At 41.2% G+C, this 20,522-nt stretch carries 20 protein-coding genes; 7 read left to right on the plus strand and 13 right to left on the minus strand.

What is annotated here, in order from left to right:
• Positions 1-15 precede the first annotated feature (15 nt).
• The 8 genes from nrdE to BM192_RS01075 form a co-directional block, all read right to left on the minus strand.
• The gene (nrdE, locus tag BM192_RS01040) at positions 16-2,106 is read right to left on the minus strand and encodes a class 1b ribonucleoside-diphosphate reductase subunit alpha (RefSeq protein WP_037443897.1); all 2,091 of its coding nucleotides are present in this window, start codon (positions 2,104-2,106) and stop codon (positions 16-18) included.
• 4 nt (positions 2,107-2,110) lie between these two features.
• Complete coding sequence (gene nrdI, locus BM192_RS01045; RefSeq protein WP_037443899.1) at positions 2,111-2,473, minus strand: class Ib ribonucleoside-diphosphate reductase assembly flavoprotein NrdI; 363 nt, start codon at positions 2,471-2,473, stop codon at positions 2,111-2,113.
• 24 nt (positions 2,474-2,497) lie between these two features.
• On the minus strand, positions 2,498-2,740 hold the full coding sequence (locus BM192_RS01050) for a glutaredoxin family protein (RefSeq protein WP_037443901.1): 243 nt from the start codon (positions 2,738-2,740) through the stop codon (positions 2,498-2,500).
• Positions 2,741-3,054: 314 nt separating this feature from the next.
• Positions 3,055-3,792, minus strand: a complete 738-nt coding sequence (locus BM192_RS01055) for a (Fe-S)-binding protein (protein ID WP_037443904.1) — start codon at positions 3,790-3,792, stop codon at positions 3,055-3,057.
• Between the two features lie 23 nt (positions 3,793-3,815).
• Positions 3,816-5,135 carry an MFS transporter gene (locus BM192_RS01060; RefSeq protein WP_037443907.1) on the minus strand — a complete coding sequence of 440 codons (1,320 nt, stop codon included), beginning with the start codon at positions 5,133-5,135 and terminating at the stop codon, positions 3,816-3,818.
• A gap of 21 nt (positions 5,136-5,156) precedes the next feature.
• Positions 5,157-5,867 carry a head GIN domain-containing protein gene (locus BM192_RS01065; RefSeq protein WP_051760198.1) on the minus strand — a complete coding sequence of 237 codons (711 nt, stop codon included), beginning with the start codon at positions 5,865-5,867 and terminating at the stop codon, positions 5,157-5,159.
• 40 nt (positions 5,868-5,907) lie between these two features.
• Positions 5,908-7,800 (minus strand): RecQ family ATP-dependent DNA helicase, encoded by a 1,893-nt coding sequence (locus BM192_RS01070; protein ID WP_074586744.1) that lies wholly within the window; start codon positions 7,798-7,800, stop codon positions 5,908-5,910.
• A 16-nt stretch (positions 7,801-7,816) separates the two neighbouring features.
• Positions 7,817-9,007 carry a BaiN/RdsA family NAD(P)/FAD-dependent oxidoreductase gene (locus BM192_RS01075; RefSeq protein WP_037443909.1) on the minus strand — a complete coding sequence of 397 codons (1,191 nt, stop codon included), beginning with the start codon at positions 9,005-9,007 and terminating at the stop codon, positions 7,817-7,819.
• Positions 9,008-9,066: 59 nt separating this feature from the next.
• Here BM192_RS01075 and BM192_RS01080 point away from each other — a divergent pair, with 59 nt between their 5' ends.
• On the plus strand, positions 9,067-10,206 hold the full coding sequence (locus tag BM192_RS01080; RefSeq protein ID WP_037443911.1) for a 5-(carboxyamino)imidazole ribonucleotide synthase: 1,140 nt from the start codon (positions 9,067-9,069) through the stop codon (positions 10,204-10,206).
• On the plus strand, positions 10,206-10,697 hold the full coding sequence (purE, locus tag BM192_RS01085; protein WP_037443914.1) for a 5-(carboxyamino)imidazole ribonucleotide mutase: 492 nt from the start codon (positions 10,206-10,208) through the stop codon (positions 10,695-10,697). The genes BM192_RS01080 and purE overlap by 1 nt, the downstream gene beginning before the upstream one ends.
• Here the strand turns inward: purE and BM192_RS01090 are convergent, their stop codons facing one another.
• A complete protein-coding gene (locus tag BM192_RS01090) occupies positions 10,698-11,261 on the minus strand; it encodes a YqgE/AlgH family protein (RefSeq protein ID WP_037443916.1) in 564 nt (187 codons plus the stop codon).
• 49 nt (positions 11,262-11,310) lie between these two features.
• Between BM192_RS01090 and pdxH the strand changes: the two genes are divergently transcribed.
• The 4 genes from pdxH to BM192_RS01110 all read left to right on the plus strand — a co-directional run bounded on the left by pdxH (position 11,311) and on the right by BM192_RS01110 (position 15,536).
• Positions 11,311-11,961 carry a pyridoxamine 5'-phosphate oxidase gene (gene pdxH / locus BM192_RS01095; protein ID WP_037443917.1) on the plus strand — a complete coding sequence of 217 codons (651 nt, stop codon included), beginning with the start codon at positions 11,311-11,313 and terminating at the stop codon, positions 11,959-11,961.
• Positions 11,962-11,985: 24 nt separating this feature from the next.
• Positions 11,986-12,879: a 3-hydroxyacyl-CoA dehydrogenase family protein gene (locus BM192_RS01100; RefSeq protein ID WP_037443919.1), complete on the plus strand. Its 894-nt coding sequence runs from the start codon at positions 11,986-11,988 to the stop codon at positions 12,877-12,879.
• A 2-nt stretch (positions 12,880-12,881) separates the two neighbouring features.
• Complete coding sequence (ruvB, locus tag BM192_RS01105; protein ID WP_037443921.1) at positions 12,882-13,904, plus strand: Holliday junction branch migration DNA helicase RuvB; 1,023 nt, start codon at positions 12,882-12,884, stop codon at positions 13,902-13,904.
• A 123-nt stretch (positions 13,905-14,027) separates the two neighbouring features.
• Positions 14,028-15,536, plus strand: a complete 1,509-nt coding sequence (locus tag BM192_RS01110; protein ID WP_037443923.1) for a bifunctional GNAT family N-acetyltransferase/carbon-nitrogen hydrolase family protein — start codon at positions 14,028-14,030, stop codon at positions 15,534-15,536.
• Here BM192_RS01110 and BM192_RS21100 read toward each other — a convergent pair whose 3' ends face one another.
• Positions 15,537-15,848: a hypothetical protein gene (locus BM192_RS21100; RefSeq protein ID WP_234797480.1), complete on the minus strand. Its 312-nt coding sequence runs from the start codon at positions 15,846-15,848 to the stop codon at positions 15,537-15,539. It abuts the gene before it with no gap.
• An 81-nt stretch (positions 15,849-15,929) separates the two neighbouring features.
• Between BM192_RS21100 and queG the strand changes: the two genes are divergently transcribed.
• The gene (gene queG / locus BM192_RS01120; RefSeq protein ID WP_037443925.1) at positions 15,930-16,892 is read left to right on the plus strand and encodes a tRNA epoxyqueuosine(34) reductase QueG; all 963 of its coding nucleotides are present in this window, start codon (positions 15,930-15,932) and stop codon (positions 16,890-16,892) included.
• Here queG and BM192_RS01125 read toward each other — a convergent pair.
• The 3 genes from BM192_RS01125 to BM192_RS01135 all read right to left on the minus strand — a co-directional run bounded on the left by BM192_RS01125 (position 16,879) and on the right by BM192_RS01135 (position 20,511).
• On the minus strand, positions 16,879-18,744 hold the full coding sequence (locus BM192_RS01125) for a M1 family metallopeptidase (protein WP_037443927.1): 1,866 nt from the start codon (positions 18,742-18,744) through the stop codon (positions 16,879-16,881). The two genes, queG and BM192_RS01125, sit on opposite strands and share 14 nt — an antisense overlap.
• A 104-nt stretch (positions 18,745-18,848) precedes the next feature.
• Complete coding sequence (locus tag BM192_RS01130) at positions 18,849-19,826, minus strand: 3'-5' exonuclease (RefSeq protein ID WP_037443929.1); 978 nt, start codon at positions 19,824-19,826, stop codon at positions 18,849-18,851.
• 175 nt (positions 19,827-20,001) lie between these two features.
• Complete coding sequence (locus BM192_RS01135; protein WP_037443931.1) at positions 20,002-20,511, minus strand: C40 family peptidase; 510 nt, start codon at positions 20,509-20,511, stop codon at positions 20,002-20,004.
• Between the last annotated feature and the right edge of the window lie 11 nt (positions 20,512-20,522).

A 20,522-nucleotide genomic window follows, 5' to 3' on the forward strand; every position in this document is an offset into this window, starting at 1 on the left:
AATACTTTAAAATCATTAAACTGAGCAGGACACGCATTCATCAATGGAAGCTTTTCTTGTCCTGGTGTAATAGAGGGATTTTAAGCCCATCTTGTGCGCGTAAATGTAATATCTGGCTATATCCCTGGTTGTATCCTTCGTGTTGGTATGCAGAATCGTGGAAATTCCCTGATCGACGTGGCGCTGAATTACGGAGATCAGCCTTAATACATTCTTCTGATCCATATCATAAGCAGATTTATAGAAGAAATAATTGTTGTTGTCCAAATACGGCATCGGGTAATAGGTGGTACTGTCCCCGTATTCACGTACCTCTATCACATCTACAACCGGCATTACAGATGCTGTGGCATTCATAATATAGGAAGTACTTTGATTTGGGGCAATCGCCATCCTATAAGCGTGATACAATCCAAACTCAGCAACCTGCTCCTTTAATACTTTCCAATCTTCTGCAGAAGGTATTTCCATTCCTTCAAACAACTTATTCACCTTAGCATGCTGCGGTACGATATCCTGCTGCGTATAACTGTCAAAATAGCTACCATCAGCATAACTTGTTTTCTCAAAACCGACAAATGTTATACCTCTGTTTTTAGCGATCTCCATGGATGCCTGGATTGAGTAGAAATTGACCATCATAAAGAAAACATTGCTAAAGTCCAGTGCTTCTTTACTTTCGTACATGATGAAGTTCCGAGTTAAAAACCCATGTAGGTTCATCGCACCTAATCCAACACTATGCAGTTCTTTGTTTGCTTTCTGTACCGATGGTACCATAGCAATATTGGTCATGTCGGACACAACAGTTAAGGATAACATAGCAGATTTAACTACTTCTTTAATCCTTTTGTTCTCCATTACAGTCGCTATATTCAGCGAACCCAGATTACAGGAAATTCCATACCGGATCTGGTCTTCCTTTCCGTAGATCTCTATATCAGAAACTTCTGATATCTGCATAATCTCTGTACAAAGATTAGAAAACTTAACCTGGCCGATTCCGTTTAAGGCATGACCGCGGTTTGCATTTCCCTTAAAAAATAAATATGGATAACCGCTTTCTTTCTGCGTCTGGGCCACTTTCACCATCAAATGCCGGGCATTGATCTTTTTCTTTCTGACTTTAGGATTGGTAACTAACTCTTCGTACATCTGGTCCATATCTAATTCGTCAAGATATTTGCCGTACTCTTTATAGACTGTGTGTGGATAAAACAGATAGCAAGCTTCGTCTTTTTCGGCCAGCTCCATAAATTTATCCGGTACAATAACACCAATAGACAAAGATTTAATCCTTACCTTTTCATCTACATTGATCTTTTTGCAGTCCAGAAACTCTTCAATATCTGTATGAAATATATTCAGATACACCGCACCTGCGCCTGGACGCTGTCCGAGTTGATTCGCATAGGAGAAAGTATCTTCCAGAATTTTCATAATGGGTAACACCCCACCTGCGCGGCCTTCTACATCCTTGATGGACTCACCTCTCGCACGGATCTTAGAAATATTAAAGGAAACCCCACCGCCTATTGAAGAAAGCTTCATTGCAGAATCAATCGCATAACCGATTCCATTTAAATTATCTCCGATTTCATCAAGAAAACAAGATACCAGTTCACCAGAACGTTTTTTTCCTGAGTTCAGGAAGGTCGGAGTTGCCGGCTGATATTCCTGATTAATCAGCATCTCCGCATATTCTTTAGCCTGGGCTACATCTCCACGTGCTAGGAACAAAGAAACCGCCACAACACGATCTTCGTAGCGCTCCAGGAACTTCTCCCCGCTGTCATCCCTCAACGCGTAACTCTGAAAGAACTTAAAAGCACTCATAAATGATTGAAAACGGAATTTTTTGGCATATACCAAATCATAAACTTCTTCCATCTGCTCAAAAGTATACCACTGATAAAAGTCGACATAATAGTCTCCTTCAATCAGATAGTCAATCTTTTCCTTCAGTGTGTAAAAAAACACCGTGTTTTTATTTACATAATCCAGAAAATAGGACCTTACAGCTTCTTTATCTTTGTGCAGGCTGAATTCATCATCATTTTTAATCATGATCTCGTTGTTCAACAAGATCCATTTTTTAGTCACCATAGCCTTAGCCCTCTATCTTTTCTATAAATCGTTCAATATCATTTCTGGTACCGGAAAGCTCAAACTGCAAGATGACCGGTAAATTAAATTCGGCGGCAATTTTAGATGCAGCCAGCGCAAAATTAGGCCCCCAATTTTTGTTGCCGCTACAGGAAACTGTCCTGATCAGATGGCTGTATTGCTGCAAAAAATGCATGGTACTCAGCGGAACTTCACCAAAGCCTGTTGTATATGTGATTAGATGCCCTGGTTGGCTAGGCTCATAGCCGCTACCAATCTTTTGTATAATCCAATCGCGTTCATTTTTAAGCCGGTTTACAAAACGTTCGACGTTACCGGTCTTACTATCGTAATAAATCCAGTTCACAGGCGCTCTGTTTTCCAGTTTAAATCATACAGCGGCCAATGCCGACAACTCTTCTGGTTTAAATCCGATAACTCTTGACAATTCTTCTTCCTGATCAAGCAGGATTACAGTTGGTACAGATCTCACCCGAAATCTCATAGCCATTTCAGGGTCGTTGAATGGATTTATCGTTTCGTAGCTGATACCTTTTCCGTCCAGGTAAGCGGAAACCATATTGCAAGGGCTGCAATCTTCTTTTTCAAATTTGATAATTCTTTTGTTGCTCATTTTTGAAGATTAAATGGGTTAATACAACCGGGGTTAACCCGATTGTGAAGGAATTCAAAAATGCGAATTCTATTAAGAATGATTCGAAATTGTTATCCACACAGGTGGAAAAGAGCCATGGATTTATGACTAATTTTTAACCGGGAAACAGATTATAATTAGTAGCATTTAGATACTTGATTTGCAATTTGCTCTCTTGAAGCGCTTTGAAGAAAAAAAGTCAAGGCTGAAAAATTCATTTAAAGTGTGAAAAATTCGGCCTTGACTTTTAACGTTGTGGACAAAAATGAAATGTGTTACCTTAATAACTCAAATTAATATTCTGTACTTTCCAGCCATCCGTTTGCCAGTACATCTGCGAGATGCATGGTTTTAATGGCTAATTTATTTTGATCGATATAACCCTGCAAATGCATCAGGCAGGATAAGTCTGTAGAGATAATATAATCTGCGTCCTGCTCCAGCGCATGATTAACCTTTTGTTCTGCCATCGCCGAAGAAATCGCGTCAAATTTAACAGCAAATGTTCCTCCAAAACCACAACAAACGTCTGTGTCTTTCATTTCCATCATCTCCAGTCCGTGAACCTTCGAAAGTAGTTTGCGTGGTTCGTTTTTGATTTTACACTCCCTTAAACCACTGCAGGAGTCATGATAAACGGCTTTCCCCTCTAGTTCCGCGCCGAAATAATCTTTATGAAGTATGTTGATCAGAAAATCCGACAGTTCAAATATATTCCCTTGAATAGTTCTGCATTTGTTGTGTACAATAGTATTGGTAAAAAGATCATTGTAACCATTTCTTACCATACCTACGCATGATGCAGAGGGTGCTACAATATAATTCGCGTCAGAAAAATCGTTCAGAAATTTCGTTCCGGTTGCTTTTGCTTCTTCCCAATAACCTGCATTATAGGCAGGCTGACCACAGCAGGTCTGAGCAGGGTTATAAATAACCTCACATCCTGATTTCTCCAATAACTGTATAGTATTAAAAGCAGTCTGTGGATAAAGCTGGTCAACGAAACAAGGTATAAATAATTCTACTTTCATTTGAATTCAAATTCTAATAATAATCAGGATACAGGCTGGATTTTCCTTGGTTCTGAGTTTCTCAATAACCACAAAAACGCGAGTCCTGCCACAAAAAATAAGGCTAACGCTATCAACGAGTTTCGCATGCTGCCGGTTAATTCTTCTATATAGCCAAAGCTAAACATACCAATAACTAAAGCAATTTTTTCAGTTACATCAAAAAAACTGAAAAATGAGGTATGGTCTTTACTGTCCTGCGGAAGGTATTTAGAGTAGGTAGAACGGGAAAGAGACTGTATTCCACCCATAATTAAACCCACTGCAGCTGCGAGGAAGTAAAATTGCAGTTCTGTTTGCACGAAATAGGCCGCAATGCACACGCCAATCCAAATTATTACGACGCCGATAAGGACACGGATATTACCCAGGTGATTTTTCGACAGCCACGACATGAGCATCGCACCAGGGATCGCAACGACCTGCAGAAGCATGATTGTTCCAATGAGCTTGGCGGTCGGAAGCTGAAGCTGTTTTTCACCAAAAACTGTTGCGACAAGCATAACAGTCTGAACTCCCATCGAATAGAAAAAAAACGCAGTTAAAAACCGCTTCAGATAAGGCATGTGTTTAAGCTGGACCCAAACTTTACTTAGTTCTTTAAATCCACTTGTCAGGATGTTTCCAGTAGGAACGACACGTTGTTTAGGCGTGTCCGGCAGGTTTCGAAATGGAATCTGCGCGAATGCTATCCACCAAATGCCAACTAATAGAAATGACAGTCTGGATGCCTGCCCTGCACCGGAAAGTCCAAATGTATCCGGAAAGAAAACAAATACGAAGCAAACGAGCTGCAGGAGAATACTTCCTACATAACCGTAAGCATATCCCTTCGCACTCACGGTATCCTGCATATCTGGCGTTGCTATTTCGGGTAGATATGCGTTATAAAACACCAAACTGCCCCAAAATCCTATAGCTGCCAAGATGAATAAAACAATTCCAAGCTGCAGGGTTTCTGCTTCAAAAAAATAAAGTCCACAGCAAGATAATGCACCTATCCATGTAAATATTTTCATGAAGAACTTCTTATTTCCGCGGCTGTCTGCAATCCCTGAGAGAACCGGACTAAGTATTGCAATAATTAGAAAAGCAAATGCTAATGCATAATTGTACAGGGCAGTATTTACAAATTTGAAGCCCATAAACTGAACGTAGTCAATTGTATTGGGTTTATTAGATGAAGTAATTATTGTGTAATAGGCAGGAAAAATAGTAGAAGTGATAACCAGGTTATATGCTGAGTTTGCCCAGTCAAAAAATGCCCAGGACCTGATAGTTTTACGATCGTTTATCTGTGTCATTAAAGAAGCGCTACCGATCTGTTAGTTTACTTTTTCCAATCTGGAAGTTCCCGATTTTTTCTCCTCTACCTTTGCTGGATTCCCTTTGTAATAAATTTCAGATGCGCCCGAAGTTTTCACTTTCAGTTCGTTCAGAACATTTATTTTCAGCTTACCCATTCCGTCGATATTTAAGTCATAAATACCAGTTATAAAATTAAATGCTTCCAGATTCAAACTACCTTTACTTTTTAGCTGATGTGTACCTGCCTGACCGCTTAAACGGATATCTGCAGAACCATCTGTAGTGGTAACCAATTTTCCTGCATTCAACTCAAGGTCTACACTGTTTGCATCTGTTGTTTTAAGCTCCAGATTATTTACAACGATTCTGGAAGCAGTCTCTACTCTGCCAGCCTTGCCTATTTCCAGTTTTTTTAAATCCCCTATGCCAGCGACAACAACAATAGTGTCGGTACCACAGTAAGCGTCGGCTTTCAGGCTGACAACCAGCTTCTCTCCATTCACTTTAATTTTAACAAGGTCTACTGCATTACTGTCTGCCTGTGTGCGAACCATAAAGGTGCTATCTTGATTTAAAACTAGTTTTAAAGGTCCTTCCAAACTAATCTGATCGAAGGGCTTGAGCTGAACTCCCCTGTGCGAAATAGTTCCTGAGGCCTGAGGACATTCAGACTGGCAGGCTGAAAAAATTAATGGTAAAATAAGCAGGTAAAGGAATCTTTTTTTCATAAGGTTTATTTTTCTTTAAGCGGACTATCTTTAGTATTTATCAAATATAATAGTTTTTGCCGTCGGTTTTGATTTTACCGGTGTCCAGTAATGTGCGTAATTGTTGCAATTTATCTTGATCTGTACCGGTTTTTAATTCTAGTATCAGTTCATCTAAACTACATAATCTATTCTGTAGTAGAGTTATTATGTCAAATTGTATCTTGTCGTGTAGCTCTTCTGTATCCTGATTTCTTTTTTCAGTCAGACATACATCACACATCCCGCAATGCTCTGCTCCAGGTTCATCGAAATAATGCAGCAGCTGTGCGGTGCGGCATGTCCAGGTCTGACTATAGGCTAATACAGCAGTAATTTGTTCCTGCTGTATCTTTTTACGGAAGTTTATATAACGCGCATCTGTATCCAGATGCAGTTGATCTACCCTGGGCCTGGTAAACTGAAGCTGAGGCTGATCGCTCTGCTTCAGATAGGAAATTAAACCCTGATCCTGCAGATTATTCAGTTGTCTGACTACATCGTTCCAGGAAATTCGCAACCGCTTCGCAAGTTCGCTTTCCTGTATCTGCGCATAATGATCGAACATACCGCCATAAGACCTGAGCATTGTCTTAATCAGCGGATCATATCCCGGGTTTTCAATCTGAAAGCGGTATACATCTTCGTTCCCGGAAAGAAAAAGTACTCTGGATGGTAAAAATATATTCTCTGACAAGGTTAGATATCCGTCATGTTCCAGGAATTTCATCGCCGCCATGGTTCTGATTACACCGAGCTGATATCTTTTGCAAAAGTCCGCAAGGTCGAAACTGAAAAAGATGCCTTCTCCGGCTCCGTAAGCAAGCTGAAAATAAGACCCCAGATGATGATAGATTTTCCTGATCTCAGAAACCTCTGGAAAACTCTCTGCATACCTGATCTGCAGTGTCTCCCGGTCAGATTCATTGGCAAGCAAAACCGCATAAGCCCTCCTTCCGTCCCGGCCGGCACGACCAGCTTCCTGATAATAAGCCTCCAGACTTTCCGGGAGATCCAAATGGATAACAAAACGAACGTCAGGTTTATCTATTCCCATCCCAAAAGCATTGGTAGCCACTATAACCCTGGTTTTATTTTTTTTCCAAAGATCTTGCTTTGTACTTCGCTCTGTCTTCTCTACGCCGGCATGATAAAAGTCTGCTGAAATCTGATTTCTTTGTAAAAATAGGGCTACCTCTGTGGTCTCTCTTCGGTTACGCACGTATACCAGGCCGCTCCCCTTCACCTGGTTGATAATATTTAGTAATTTTTTATACTTATCCTCCAGATCATAAACAACATAGCTCAGGTTTTTTCTAGCAAAGCTTTGCACGAATATCTGCGGGTCTGTCATTAAAAGTTTCTCGACAATATCCTCCCGGACGAATTTTGTAGCCGTAGCTGTAAGTGCGATTATGGGTACTTCCGGATGGATTTCACGGATTGCTGCAATTTGTTGATAAGGAGGTCTGAAATCATAACCCCATTGAGAGATACAGTGTGCTTCGTCTACAGCAATCAGATTAACTTTCATATAGGAGATGCGTGTCCTGACCAGGTCTGACAGCAATCTCTCTGGTGACAGGTATAAAAATTTAACGGGCCCGTAAATACAGTTATCAAGCAGAATATCAATTTCCCTCTTGCCCATTCCTGCATAGATAGCTACAGCTTTGATACCACGCGCATTTAAGTTTTCAACCTGATCTTTCATCAGTGCAATCAGCGGTGATATGACAATGCAAATACCTTCCATAGCCATCGCTGGTACCTGGAAGCAAATAGATTTACCTCCCCCCGTAGGCAAAAGTGCAAGGCAGTCTTTGCCCTGCAATACTGCTTGTATGATTTCGAGCTGTAACGGCCTGAAAGTACTATGCCCCCAATATTGTTTTAGAATTGCTGTTTCTGACATATAAATACCGGATCTTTTAAAGCTGTTGCGCAATTACAAAGCCACTTGCCCAAGCCCATTGGAAATTATATCCGCCGAGCCACCCTGTAATATCAAGACATTCCCCCCCAAAGTACAGTCCTGGTTGTGCTTTAGATTCCAGGGTTTTCGAAGAAAGCTCTCCTGTGGAAATTCCACCGCGCATAACCTCTGCTTTATCATAACCTTTGTCTCCAGCGGGTTTAACACAGAATTCATGGATACGTTGATGAATTTCTTCCATTTCTGCTTTAGTTAAAGCAGCAACGGTTTGATGCAGAGGTAGATATTTACCCATCGCATCCGTGAACTTGCGCGTAAAATACCGGTGCATTAAAGTAGACAGTAGTGTTTTACCTTGTTGCTTTCTTTCCGTATCGATCAGGCTGCTGATATTCTGTTGTGGAAGTAAATTTATTTTGATTGTTTCTCCGGCCTTCCAGTAAGATGAAATCTGTAGGATTGCTGGTCCGCTCAGGCCCCAGTGTGTAAATAATATATTTTCTTCAAAACTAGCTTTGTCATTACTGACTTCTGCAAATACTGCATTTCCCGAAAGACTCGCGAACCATTCTTCATCTTTACCTGTAATTGTTAAAGGGACGAGTGCGGGTGCAGTTTGCTCGACCTGCAAACCCAGCTTTCTGGCGTAACGCAATGCAAAGTCTGTCGCACCCATTTTCGGAATCGGCAGGCCTCCTGTTGCGATAACTAATTTAGGGGCCTCCAATACTTTTTTCTGTCCATTCTGCAGGTAATGAACCTGGTACCGATCTCCTGTATGATGGATTTCCCCTACTTCTGCATTACAGTGAATCTCCTGTCCAAAGTCATTACAAAGTGTTTTAAACAATTTCACAATATCTTTAGCATTCTTTTCTACAGGAAACAGTTGGCCTAATGTTTTTTCCTCTCCCTGGATATCATAAGTTTCAAAGAAACTGATTGTATCTTCTACCGTCCACTGGCTGAAAGCAGATTTCAGGAAATGTGGGTTGGCTGTTATAAACTGCGCTGGCTGAACTAACAAATTTGTATAATTACATCTCCCTCCTCCCGAAATCAAAATCTTCGCGCCTGGTTGTGCTCCTTTTTCCAGTAAAACAACCTTTTTCCCCAGGTATCCTGCCTGTACTGCACACATCAGACCGCATGCTCCTGCACCAATAATTATAGCGTCTGCCTCCATCAAATCCGTTTATATTGTTTATTTTTGGTGCAAAATAAGCATAACTTTTTCATATCGATATGGCAAAACAAATAAGTGATTTAAAATTAGGTATTTTAGGTGGAGGTCAATTAGGCAGAATGTTAATTCAGGAAGCTATCAATTACAACCTTACTACTCTGGTTCTGGATCCTGATCATGACGCTCCCTGTAAACATCTGGCAAATACTTTCGAATGCGGTTCTATTACTGATTTTGATACCGTTTATAAATTCGGAAAAAAGGTGGATGTCATCACTATAGAAATAGAAAAGGTAAATATTGAAGCTCTGGAACAACTGGAAAAAGAAGGAAAACAGGTTTATCCGCAATCAAGGGTAATCAGGTTAATTCAGGATAAAGGGGTTCAGAAACAATTTTTTAAAGAAAATGATATTCCTACCGCTCCATTCCAACTGGCAAACTCCAGGGAGGAAATGATCACCTCTAACTTCCCATACCCATATATGCTTAAGCAGCGTAAAGATGGTTATGATGGGAAGGGTGTAATGCGTATTAATTCTGTGGCAGATCTTGATCATGCATTTACCAGCCCCTGCCTGATGGAAGAACTCGTGGATTTTGAAAAAGAGATTGCTGTAATTGTCGCAAGAAATGCAAACGGCGATGTTAAAACGTTCCCTCTGGTGGAGATGGAATTTAATGCCGAAGCAAATCTGGTAGAATTTCTAATCTCTCCATCAACTTACCCTGAACCGATACAGGCGCGTGCAGAAGCTATCGCAGTACAGATTGCCGAAGCTTTAAATATAACTGGTTTACTGGCTGTGGAAATGTTCATCACAAAAGATGGTCGTATTCTGGTTAACGAACTTGCTCCAAGACCGCATAACAGTGGCCATCATACTATAGAGGGCAATTATGTATCTCAGTTTGAACAACACCTCCGTTCTATATTCAATCTTCCGCTGGGTGATACACGCACGGTAACCAATGCAGTAATGATCAATCTGCTCGGAGAAAAGGGGCATGATGGTGTGGCCCGCTATCAGGGGTTAGAAAAAATCCTCGCTATTGACGGTGTATATGTCCATCTCTATGGTAAAAAATATACTAAACCTTTCCGGAAAATGGGGCATGTCACAATTATCGACCAAAATCGGGAAGCCGCTATTGAAAAAGCAAATTTCATCAGAAACACACTAAAAGTTATATCTTAATGAGTATTAAAGTAGGCATTATTATGGGTAGCAAGTCTGACCTCCCGGTCATGAACGATGCTGCTGAAGTTTTCAAGTTATTTGGAGTCGAATTTGAAATGACCGTGGTTTCGGCCCACCGTACACCTGAGCGGATGTTTAAATATGCCCAGGACGCTGCTTCAAGAGGATTAAAAGTGATTATTGCAGGCGCTGGCGGAGCTGCTCACCTGCCAGGTATGGTTGCTTCAATTACTGTACTGCCCGTTATTGGCGTACCCGTAAAATCATCGAACTCTATTGATGGATGGGATTCCATTCTTTCTATTTTACAAATGCCTAACGGGATTCCTGTCGCTACGGTTGCCTTAAATGCAGCGAAAAATGCAGGACTACTTGCGGTTCAAATCCTCTCTACGGCAGATGAAAGTCTTGCGGTAAAAATGCAGGACTACAAAGACGAACTGCGTAAAAAAGTAGAAGAAACTGCTGCTGAACTTGAATCTGAATAATTAATTCAGATTCGGGTTTTTCGGAAACTGGCTGATATGGGCATATCTCGGGCCCATATTAACAACCACATCCCGCCAGAGTTGTGCTTCATCTACATTAAAAACCATATCTGCATCGTATTGATCCGATACGATCCAGGTATTGGTTGAGAGTTCGTTCTGCAGCTGACCGGGATCCCATCCTGCATAACCGATAAACACACGGATTTCATCTCTCGACAATGTGTGCTCAAGCATACATCTTTTAAAGTCTTCGTAATTTCCTCCCCAGAAAATTCCTTTTGCCAGCTCCTGTCCCTCGCTTATTTTTTCTGGACAGCGATGAATAAAATGGATCAATTCTGTATTTACTGGTCCTCCGCTATAAACAGGAAAGTCTGCACCCACCAGGTCGTGTAACAGATCACTAACCAGTAAAGCCGTAGGCTGATTAATAATCATACCTAATGTTCCTTCGGGTGTAGTATCGACCAGCAAAATAACCGAGCGTGTAAAATGCGGATCGTTAAGGAAAGGTTCTGAAATAAGCAATTTACCTGCTTCCGGCTCTGAATGATTGATCATTTAGGAAATTTACTGATAATTTTAAAAAAACTATAACCATTTTTGTGAAATGGAACTGACTAAAGAAAATCTTCAGAATCTGAGACAGGAATATAAGGCAGCAGAGCTTCAAGAAAGCGATGTTGCTGCTAACCCTACAGATCAATTTGCCAACTGGTTTAAGGATGTTCTCGGCGCGCAGCTTTTTGAGCCTAATGTGATGACACTGGCAACCGCCGATGCCATGGGTAAACCCTCAGCGAGAATTGTCCTGTTGAAAGAATTCGATAATACTGGTTTTGTTTTCTATACGAATTATGAGAGTAAAAAGGGAAAACAACTGGCCGAAAATCCACAGGCATCCCTGCTTTTTTTCTGGCCGGAACTGGAACGTCAAGTCAGAATTGACGGAATAGTCAGCCGTGTTAGTGCCGAAGCTTCTGATAGTTATTTTCATTCCCGCCCTGCGGGTAGTCAGATCGGAGCTCTGGCGTCGCCACAAAGTCAGATTATTCCGAACCGTGAATACCTTCAGGAAAAAGTATCCGTTTTGAAAAACGAGTTTCAGGGGGTTGAGATCCCGCGTCCTGAGCATTGGGGCGGATATATTCTGGAACCGCAGGCAATGGAGTTCTGGCAGGGCCGTCCGAGCAGATTACATGACAGGATAAATTATACCTTTGACAATGGAGTATGGGTGATTTCTAGACTCGCTCCCTAATCTAACCTAATATAAAAGATTCATATGAAACAAATAGCTATTGTTGGTTCAGGAACTATGGGAAATGGTATTGCACATACCTTCGCACAATTTGGCTACCAGGTAAATCTGATAGATATAAATGAAGAGGCACTCCACCATGCTGTTAAAACTATTGGTAAGAATCTGGACAGGCAGGTGACGAAAGGTAGTATAACCATCGCAGATAAAGAAGCAACTCTCTCCAGAATTCATACAACAGCAGATCTTAAAGCCGGCGTTTCACAGGCAGATCTGGTTGTAGAAGCTGCAACCGAAAATATAGAATTAAAACTGAATATTTTCCGCGAACTGGACGTATATGCCAAGCCCGAAGCTATTCTGGCAAGTAATACTTCCTCGATATCAATTACGCAGATAGCGGCTGTCACAGGCCGCGGTACCCAGGTAATCGGAATGCATTTCATGAATCCAGTGCCTGTAATGAAGTTGGTCGAGGTGATTCGCGGCTACGCGACCTCCGATGAAACAACCAATCAGATTATGGCGGTTTCAGCCAAACTGGATAAAGTTCCCGTAGAAGTAAATGACTACCCGGGATTTGTGGCAAACAGGATTCTGATGCCAATGATTAACGAAGCAATCACCACCTTATTTGAAGGTGTTGCAGGCGTAAAGGAGATTGACACGGTAATGAAACTGGGAATGGCTCATCCTATGGGCCCACTCCAACTAGCCGATTTTATTGGGCTGGATGTCTGCCTGGCAATATTACAGGTACTGCAACAAGGCTTCGGACAGGCTAAGTATGCACCCTGCCCATTACTCATAAATATGGTTATGGCAGGCAAGACGGGCGTAAAATCTGGTGAGGGTTTTTACGATTACAGTCAGGGTATAAAGGAAGCCAATGTTGCTTCCAAATTTTTAAATCAATAAACATGAATGAAAACCTCGATGCTTCAGCAGAGAATCTATCCCCGGTTGAACGAGATATAGAAAAAGTTTTAAGGCCGCAGGCATTCGAAGATTTTACTGGTCAGGAAAAGATCATGGAGAATCTAAAGATTTTTGTTAAGGCAGCTAAGTTACGTGGTGAACCGCTGGATCATGTACTATTGCATGGCCCTCCTGGTTTAGGTAAGACCACGCTTTCTTATATTATTGCTAATGAAATGAGCGTGGGTATTAAAGTCACCTCAGGTCCAGTGTTAGATAAGCCAGGTGACCTTGCGGGCTTACTGACTAATCTGGAAACCGGCGATATTTTGTTTATTGATGAGATACACAGACTGAGCCCGGTGGTAGAAGAATACCTGTATTCTGCCATGGAAGACTTCAAGATTGATATTATGCTGGAAAGTGGTCCAAATGCACGCTCAGTGCAGATTAGCCTGAATCCGTTTACATTAGTTGGTGCGACAACACGTTCAGGTTTGCTGACTGCGCCTTTACGGGCGCGTTTCGGCATTAATTCAAGGCTCGCTTATTATGATGCCAAACTATTAACAACGATTGTGCTTCGCTCCTCACAAATTCTTAAAACACCAATTACCGAGGAAGGAGCTTATGAAATTGCAAGAAGAAGCCGCGGGACACCGCGTATTGCAAATGCATTGTTACGCAGAACCAGGGATTTCGCCCAGATCAAAGGTAACGGAACGATCGACACCAAGATTGCAAAATATGCGTTGACTGCACTTAATGTTGACGAGCATGGTCTGGACGAAATGGATAACAAGATCCTGCTGACTATTATTGATAAATTCAAAGGAGGCCCGGTTGGACTAAAAACCATAGCTACCGCAGTTGGTGAAGACGAGGGCACAATAGAAGAAGTTTACGAACCATTCCTGATTCAGGAAGGTTATATGATGCGTACTTCCCGTGGTCGTGAAGTCACCGAAGCGGCTTATAAACATCTTGGCCGTTCCTATCAGGCACAGTCCGGTAGATTATTCTGATCTCCGGCCTGTTCAGGCATCATTTGTGCATGTTCTGTATTAATTAATCAGCTCATAAAAAACGTACCTATTTCAGTATAATTCTGGATATATTTGCGTTTTTTGCTAAAATACTATACATATATGAACATCGAAACAAGAAAACTTACACTTGAAGATTATGACGATCTGAAAGAATCTATGGAACAGGCTTACGATACTTTAGGCGGCCAGATCTGGAGTAAGCATACAATCGCAAGACTTTTAAAATTGTTTCCAGAAGGGCAGCTTTGTATTGCCGTTGATGATAAGGTCGTTGCCTGTTCACTATCTATTATCGTGGATTACGATGAATACGGTGACAAACATACTTATCAATTAATAACCGGGGCATATACTTTTTCTACGCATGATCCCAATGGAGACACGTTGTATGGTATAGAAATCTTCGTCTCCCCTGAGTTCCGTGGTCTTCGTTTGGGCAGACGTCTGTACGAAGCTAGAAAAGAGCTTTGTGAAAGCCTTAACCTCAAAAGTATTATCGCCGGCGGACGTATACCAGGTTACCACTCACATGCTGATGAATTAACTCCAAGACAATATATAGATAAGGTAAAAGCAAAGGAACTGTATGACCCTACCCTTACTTTCCAGCTTTCAAATGATTTTCACGTACGGAAAGTATTAAAGAATTATTTGCCGGGCGATCATGAATCGAAGGAGTTCGCCACACTGATAGAATGGAATAATATCTACTATCAGGGAATTGATGCTTCCGCACGCTCAGCGAAAACTATACGTCTGGGATTGGTACAATGGCAAATGCGCTTATTCCCGGATATGGAGGCTTTTTATGAACAGGTAGAATTTTTTGTAGATTCTGTTAGTGGTTATAAGTCCGATTTTCTTCTTTTCCCGGAATTTTTCAATACACCTCTCCTACATCCCTATAATCATTTGCCAGAAATGGAAGCGATGCGTAAACTAGCAGAACTTACGGCAGAAATTGTAGAAAGAATCCAAAGTTATGCTGTGTCGTATAACGTTAACATTATCTCTGGCAGTATGCCAATTATTGAGGATAATAAGCTGTACAACGCAACTTACCTATGCCACCGTAGCGGAAAAACTGATGAATACCGTAAAATCCATATCACACCGAATGAATTGAAATATTATGGAATGGTTGGCGGAGACAAAATTCAAGTATTTGATACCGACTGTGGTAAAGTTGGTATTCTGATTTGTTATGACGTAGAATTCCCCGAGCTTAGCCGTATTTATGCTGACCAGGGTATGCAGATTTTATTTGTACCATTTCTTACCGATACACAGAATGGTTATACGCGTGTAAGGAGATGTGCACAGGCCAGAGCTATTGAAAATGAATGTTATGTGGCTATTGCCGGTTGTGTAGGTAATCTGCCAAAAGTAAATAATATGGATATTCAGTTTGCACAGTCTGCGGTATTCACACCGTCTGATTTCGCTTTTCCCACCAATGCGGTGAAGGCCGAAACCACTCCGAATACCGAAATGATGCTTGTTGTAGATGTAGACCTTCATTTATTAGATGAAGTGCATCATTTCGGCACGGTAAAGATTCTACAGGATCGCAGAAAAGATCTTTACGAAGTGAGGTTATTAAAATAATTATTTTCTGATTAGAAACCAATAAATTAAAAGGATAACGACAATGATCGGGATAAGCCATTTCATTACCGGCCCCGCCCCTTTGTCGTTATCTTCATTTACAGCCTCCGGAGATGGACCCGGGTTATGTTCATGTTGAGAATAATTGTCTTCAACTGGCACAGGTTGTCGACCTGGTGCTTCCTCATGAATGACATTGGTTGTGCTTTCTACATACGCTGATTCCTGTTCAGATTCAACATTTTGACTTAAATCAGGTTCCTGTCCCGGTAATTCCTCATTTTTTCGATTATTATCATTCAAATTTTCCATGTTAATAAGGTTTGGTTTTCAAAGCAAATAACACGAGAGTACTAAAAAGGTTTGCGCCTTAATATTTACCTTTGTGCTCTTATGCGTCCAAATTCTGTAAATTATACCCAGCTGATTAAAGATGAAGCCCTGAGACTAGGCTTTCAGCAGTGCGGAATTGCAAAGGCCGATTTCCTGGAAGAAGAAGCGCCTAGGTTAGAGAAATGGCTTAAAAACCAACATCACGGATCTATGAGCTATATGGAGAATCATTTCGATAAACGGCTGGATCCTAGAATATTGGTGGATGATGCTAAATCTGTAATTTCTTTAACACTTAATTATTTCCCGGAACAACAGCAAATCGATCCCGATGCCCCCAGAATCAGCAAATATGCTTATGGAAAAGATTATCACCTGGTAATCAAGGACAAGCTATTTCAACTCCTTGGTTTTATTCAGGAGCAAATTGGAGAAGTAAGTGGAAGGGCGTTTGTAGATTCTGCCCCGGTGCTTGACCGGGCCTGGGCAAAACGTGCCGGAATTGGCTGGGTAGGTAAAAACAGTAATATCATCAGTAAGAAAACCGGTTCATTTTTCTTTCTGGCGGAGCTGATTATCGACCTGGATTTAGTACCCGATCAGCCTTTTACTACAGATCACTGCGGAAGCTGCACCAAATGTATTGATGCATGCCCGACCGACGCAATCCTGTCGCCCGCGATTATCGACGCAAACAAGTGTATCTCGTATCTAACTATAGAATTGCGGGACGAAATTCCGGCGCAGTTCAATCAACAGATGGGCAATTGGATGTTCGGTTGTGATATCTGCCAGGATGTTTGTCCCTGGAACCGCTTTGCAGTGCCTAATCAGGAACCTGAATTCCAGCCGGCCCCCAATCTCCTGGAGATGAAAAGAGATGACTGGCTGGATATTACAGAAGACGTATTTAGCAAATTATTCAAAAATTCTGCAGTAAAACGGACTAAATTCAAAGGCCTCGTGCGTAATCTGGATTTCATTAAACAAAACCCGGTTAACGAAACCCCTACTTCAGAGTAAGTGTGTTATTTGATTGATTCTTGTCCGGGACATAGGTATCGCCCAATTTCACTTTTCTTATTTTCTTGTTGGTTTGATAAGGTATTCTAACCTGCTTATCTGCATGTTCCCATATACCAATTGTCTGGTGGATCTTGGTCTTAGAACCGTCTGCAAACTCCAGTTCCAGGTAAATTGGCAATGGCTTATTACTTTGATTATTAACTATAAAGGTATAACCATCTTTAGTTTTTGTTGCAGACGAAATACCTAAATCCAGTTCACCTTTACCATAAAACCAACGCTTCCAGAACCAGTCCATATTTTTGCCAGATCCTGCATTCATTGAGTTAAAGAAGTCTGCAGGAACCGGGTGTTTACCATGCCACTGCTCCATGTAGTGATGCAGTGCTTTCAGGAATAATTCATTACCCAGATAATCTTTAACATACAGATAACCCAGTGCTGGCTTCGGATACGAATTCGTAAACGAGCCACTCCCCTTCAATTCAGGAGTCAAAGTCATGATGGGCGTGTCATTTTTAGTACCTGATGTTGTTCCAGTCGGTTTAATCCCATAGTCATCGATCATTGCGGGTTCAATCATAGGCGCAATCAGCCATTCTCCTATTGTGGCCCAACCTTCATCCATCCAAGCATGTTTCGTCTCGTTAGTTCCCATATAAAATGGAAACAAGCTGTGAAATATCTCATGGACAGTCAATGTGATCGCATCTTCCCTTCTATCTACAGGGTTGTCATTAACCATCATCGGATATTCCATCTGGTCTAACCCGTCAAAAATGGTGATATGACTGTAAGGGAATGGCCATATTGGAAATTTAAAGCTAATCGCGTCGACTGTTTTTCTGGCAAAATCAATTACTTCATAGTAGTCCTGGTGGCTAGCGTTAAACACTGCATCAACTCGCGTCCTGCGTCCACTGATTGAATCTACAACCAGACTGGTCGACTTCCATAAATAATGGTCACTTACCGCAAACGCAAAATCCGGAACATGAGACGCTTTAAAATTCCAGGTTTGGCTTTCCCGGCCGGAACCGATCTTTCCAGATTTTACATCTGCTTCTGTAATCACATCTATCGTCTGATCAGATTTTTCTGCCAGAGCTATCCTTTCTGCGATTTCTGGTTGAAATAATTCAGCGGTATTCTGGAGATCTCCAGTTGCCCAAACACTGAAGTTACCGGGTAGCGTTATTTTCGCATTGAAAGTGCAAAAATCATTATAAAACTCTGCATCACCAGTATAAGGGTATTTGTTCCATCCATCTATATCATCGTATACTGCGATCCTGGGAAAGAAATAAGCGATAAACCATGCCCCGTCATCCACTCTCCCGGTTCTGACATGAGAACCTTTATTCACCAGATAACTGTATTTTATCTTCACTCTAACGTGTTGACCGGGCGCAACTGGTGGAACTGCAGTATACATATTCGTGCCCTCAATATGTAGCGCTGTATCCTGGTATTTTTTATTCCCTATAATTACAGAGGCCAGTTTAACACCTTCCCCTAAATCTTTCTCTGAAATTTTAGAGTCTCTTTTGACGCCTTTCTGATAAAGATTAGGGTATAATTTAAACCAGATTTGTTTCAATGTATCTGGGCTATGGTTGCTGTAATCAATGTCTACAGTACCTTCCAACAATCCTGTCTGTGGATTGAAATGAATGTCCAGCTGATAATCTGCAGTATTCTGCCAGTAAGCAAGTCCAGGTTTCCCATTAATTGCCCTGGTGCCTTTTTTATAGGCATTTTGCAGTTCAGGTGAGATAGGTAATCCCGGTTGGGCAGATAGGCTATAACTGATCAGACAGACCAGACAGATAAATGTAAATCTCTTCATGTCAATCTATATTTTGGCGCTCATTTTACAAAAAATATTGTTGTAAACAAAAACCCGCAGACCCCACCATAATTGGTACGGACCTGCGGGCGGGATGATAAAACTTATTTACCGAATTTCATTTTTAACTGTTCCAGCATATCTGAGGTGACATTCTCAGCTGGTTTTTCTTTTCTTGGCTGCTGTTGCGCAGTTCTTACCGGATTACCTGATGGTTTCTGGTTATGAGCTGGCGGTGCCGTAGAGCCGGGTGCTTTTGGTACGCGGTTCAAATCTTTCTTTTTGTTCCATCTCGTCCAGATTTCTTCCAATTTCTTCTTTGTGTACAAAGGAAAGTCCCCTTGTTTCATCCATGCGTAATAACTCGGCTCAATGTCAAATACACTTTCCACCGTCTTATTCTTATGCTTACCGAAGTTAAACACTTCTTCTCCCTGATCGTTGTAAACCATACGACCAGCAAAATCTACCGGTTTATTCATGTTGGTAAATGCATGAAGTGCATCAATATCATTTATAACCGGCTGAGATATTTTACCTTGTTTATCCTCAAAATCTGCACCCTCGTATCGCTCCAGCTGAGCCAGTAATACGTGATAGGTAGCTGTAATGTCTGCCTCTGCCGAATGTGCATTAATAATATCCTTGTTGCAATAAAATTTATAAGCCGCACGAAGGGTTCTTTGCTCCATTTGATGGAAGATATTCTGTACATCAACAAATCTTCTGTCTGCCATGTCAAAATCAACACCTGCACGCAAAAATTCTTCAAGTAATACCGGAATATCAAAACGGTTAGAATTATAACCTGCAAGATCTGCATCACCGATAAACGCAGCAAGTTCCTGTGCAACTTCTGCAAATTTTGGAGCATCTGCAATATGTTCATCGTATATACCATGAATCAAAGATGATTGAAGCGGAATAGGCATGCCAGGATGGACACGGAGAGTTTTGATCTGCTCAGTTCCATCTGGCATAGCTTTTAATATTGCAATTTCAACGATGCGGTCAGATCCCACATTAATTCCGGTTGTTTCCAGATCAAAAAAAGCAAGAGGACGGATTAAATTTAATTTCATTGGTATATTTTTTATAATACTAATATTGATACAAAAGTTCTTAGCTAAGAAATATTATGCCTAAGCCAATACCAATTATCATGATAAGATACATCAATATTTCAGTTGTTGCGAATTTTTTATATTTAGTCCAGAAAGGGTCTTTATCAACAGTCTTTTTCATTTTAGATTACGCTTAGTTTTTGACACTGCCCGCTTTAATGAGCACCCGTTGGTAGGCTGGTAAATTCAAGTCATCTACAATTACACCCTTTGAAGTAGAAGCATGAACGAAATATCCGTTATTTAGGTATACGCCTACATGATCTATTTCCCGTCCGCCGAAAGAAAAGAAAATCAAATCTCCCTCCTGAAGTCTGGAAAAGTCTTTTTTCCTGATTACATCTGCCTGATCGCGGGAGCGCCTGGGTAACTTTTGTCCATAAATCTCCTGATTTAAAAGTAGCGCAAAACCAGAGCAATCGATCCCCTTCTTATTCAATCCGCCTAACCGGTATGGAACCCCGGTCCAGTCAGTAATAAAACGATACAGTTTTTTACTATCTAATGCAGCCATCGCATCAGCCGCTTTTGCACCTCTGCTGCCAGTATTAGCATTTGACGTGTGTCTCCTGCTCGAACAGGAAGTGAAAATTATCGTCCAGGTGAGCGCCAATAGAAAATAACGTAGGTATACTTTTTTCATTGGTTTTAGTT

This window comes from Pedobacter antarcticus, from assembly GCF_900112985.1.
Lineage (GTDB): Bacteria > Bacteroidota > Bacteroidia > Sphingobacteriales > Sphingobacteriaceae > Pedobacter > Pedobacter antarcticus.

What these genes read in the sequence shown, in the direction of transcription:
- BM192_RS01070 (WP_074586744.1), bottom strand. Translation starts at nt 7,800, where the DNA reads ATGTCAGAAACAGCAATTCTAAAACAATATTGGGGGCATAGTACTTTC.
- BM192_RS01065 (WP_051760198.1), bottom strand. Translation starts at nt 5,867, where the DNA reads ATGAAAAAAAGATTCCTTTACCTGCTTATTTTACCATTAATTTTTTCA.
- BM192_RS01090 (WP_037443916.1), bottom strand. Translation starts at nt 11,261, where the DNA reads ATGATCAATCATTCAGAGCCGGAAGCAGGTAAATTGCTTATTTCAGAA.
- purE (WP_037443914.1), top strand. Translation starts at nt 10,206, where the DNA reads ATGAGTATTAAAGTAGGCATTATTATGGGTAGCAAGTCTGACCTCCCG.
- BM192_RS01080 (WP_037443911.1), top strand. Translation starts at nt 9,067, where the DNA reads ATGGCAAAACAAATAAGTGATTTAAAATTAGGTATTTTAGGTGGAGGT.
- BM192_RS01075 (WP_037443909.1), bottom strand. Translation starts at nt 9,007, where the DNA reads ATGGAGGCAGACGCTATAATTATTGGTGCAGGAGCATGCGGTCTGATG.
- BM192_RS01135 (WP_037443931.1), bottom strand. Translation starts at nt 20,511, where the DNA reads ATGAAAAAAGTATACCTACGTTATTTTCTATTGGCGCTCACCTGGACG.
- BM192_RS01100 (WP_037443919.1), top strand. Translation starts at nt 11,986, where the DNA reads ATGAAACAAATAGCTATTGTTGGTTCAGGAACTATGGGAAATGGTATT.
- BM192_RS01060 (WP_037443907.1), bottom strand. Translation starts at nt 5,135, where the DNA reads ATGACACAGATAAACGATCGTAAAACTATCAGGTCCTGGGCATTTTTT.
- ruvB (WP_037443921.1), top strand. Translation starts at nt 12,882, where the DNA reads ATGAATGAAAACCTCGATGCTTCAGCAGAGAATCTATCCCCGGTTGAA.
- BM192_RS01125 (WP_037443927.1), bottom strand. Translation starts at nt 18,744, where the DNA reads ATGAAGAGATTTACATTTATCTGTCTGGTCTGTCTGATCAGTTATAGC.
- nrdE (WP_037443897.1), bottom strand. Translation starts at nt 2,106, where the DNA reads ATGGTGACTAAAAAATGGATCTTGTTGAACAACGAGATCATGATTAAA.
- queG (WP_037443925.1), top strand. Translation starts at nt 15,930, where the DNA reads ATGCGTCCAAATTCTGTAAATTATACCCAGCTGATTAAAGATGAAGCC.
- BM192_RS01130 (WP_037443929.1), bottom strand. Translation starts at nt 19,826, where the DNA reads ATGAAATTAAATTTAATCCGTCCTCTTGCTTTTTTTGATCTGGAAACA.
- pdxH (WP_037443917.1), top strand. Translation starts at nt 11,311, where the DNA reads ATGGAACTGACTAAAGAAAATCTTCAGAATCTGAGACAGGAATATAAG.
- BM192_RS01110 (WP_037443923.1), top strand. Translation starts at nt 14,028, where the DNA reads ATGAACATCGAAACAAGAAAACTTACACTTGAAGATTATGACGATCTG.
- BM192_RS01050 (WP_037443901.1), bottom strand. Translation starts at nt 2,740, where the DNA reads ATGAGCAACAAAAGAATTATCAAATTTGAAAAAGAAGATTGCAGCCCT.
- BM192_RS01055 (WP_037443904.1), bottom strand. Translation starts at nt 3,792, where the DNA reads ATGAAAGTAGAATTATTTATACCTTGTTTCGTTGACCAGCTTTATCCA.
- BM192_RS21100 (WP_234797480.1), bottom strand. Translation starts at nt 15,848, where the DNA reads ATGGAAAATTTGAATGATAATAATCGAAAAAATGAGGAATTACCGGGA.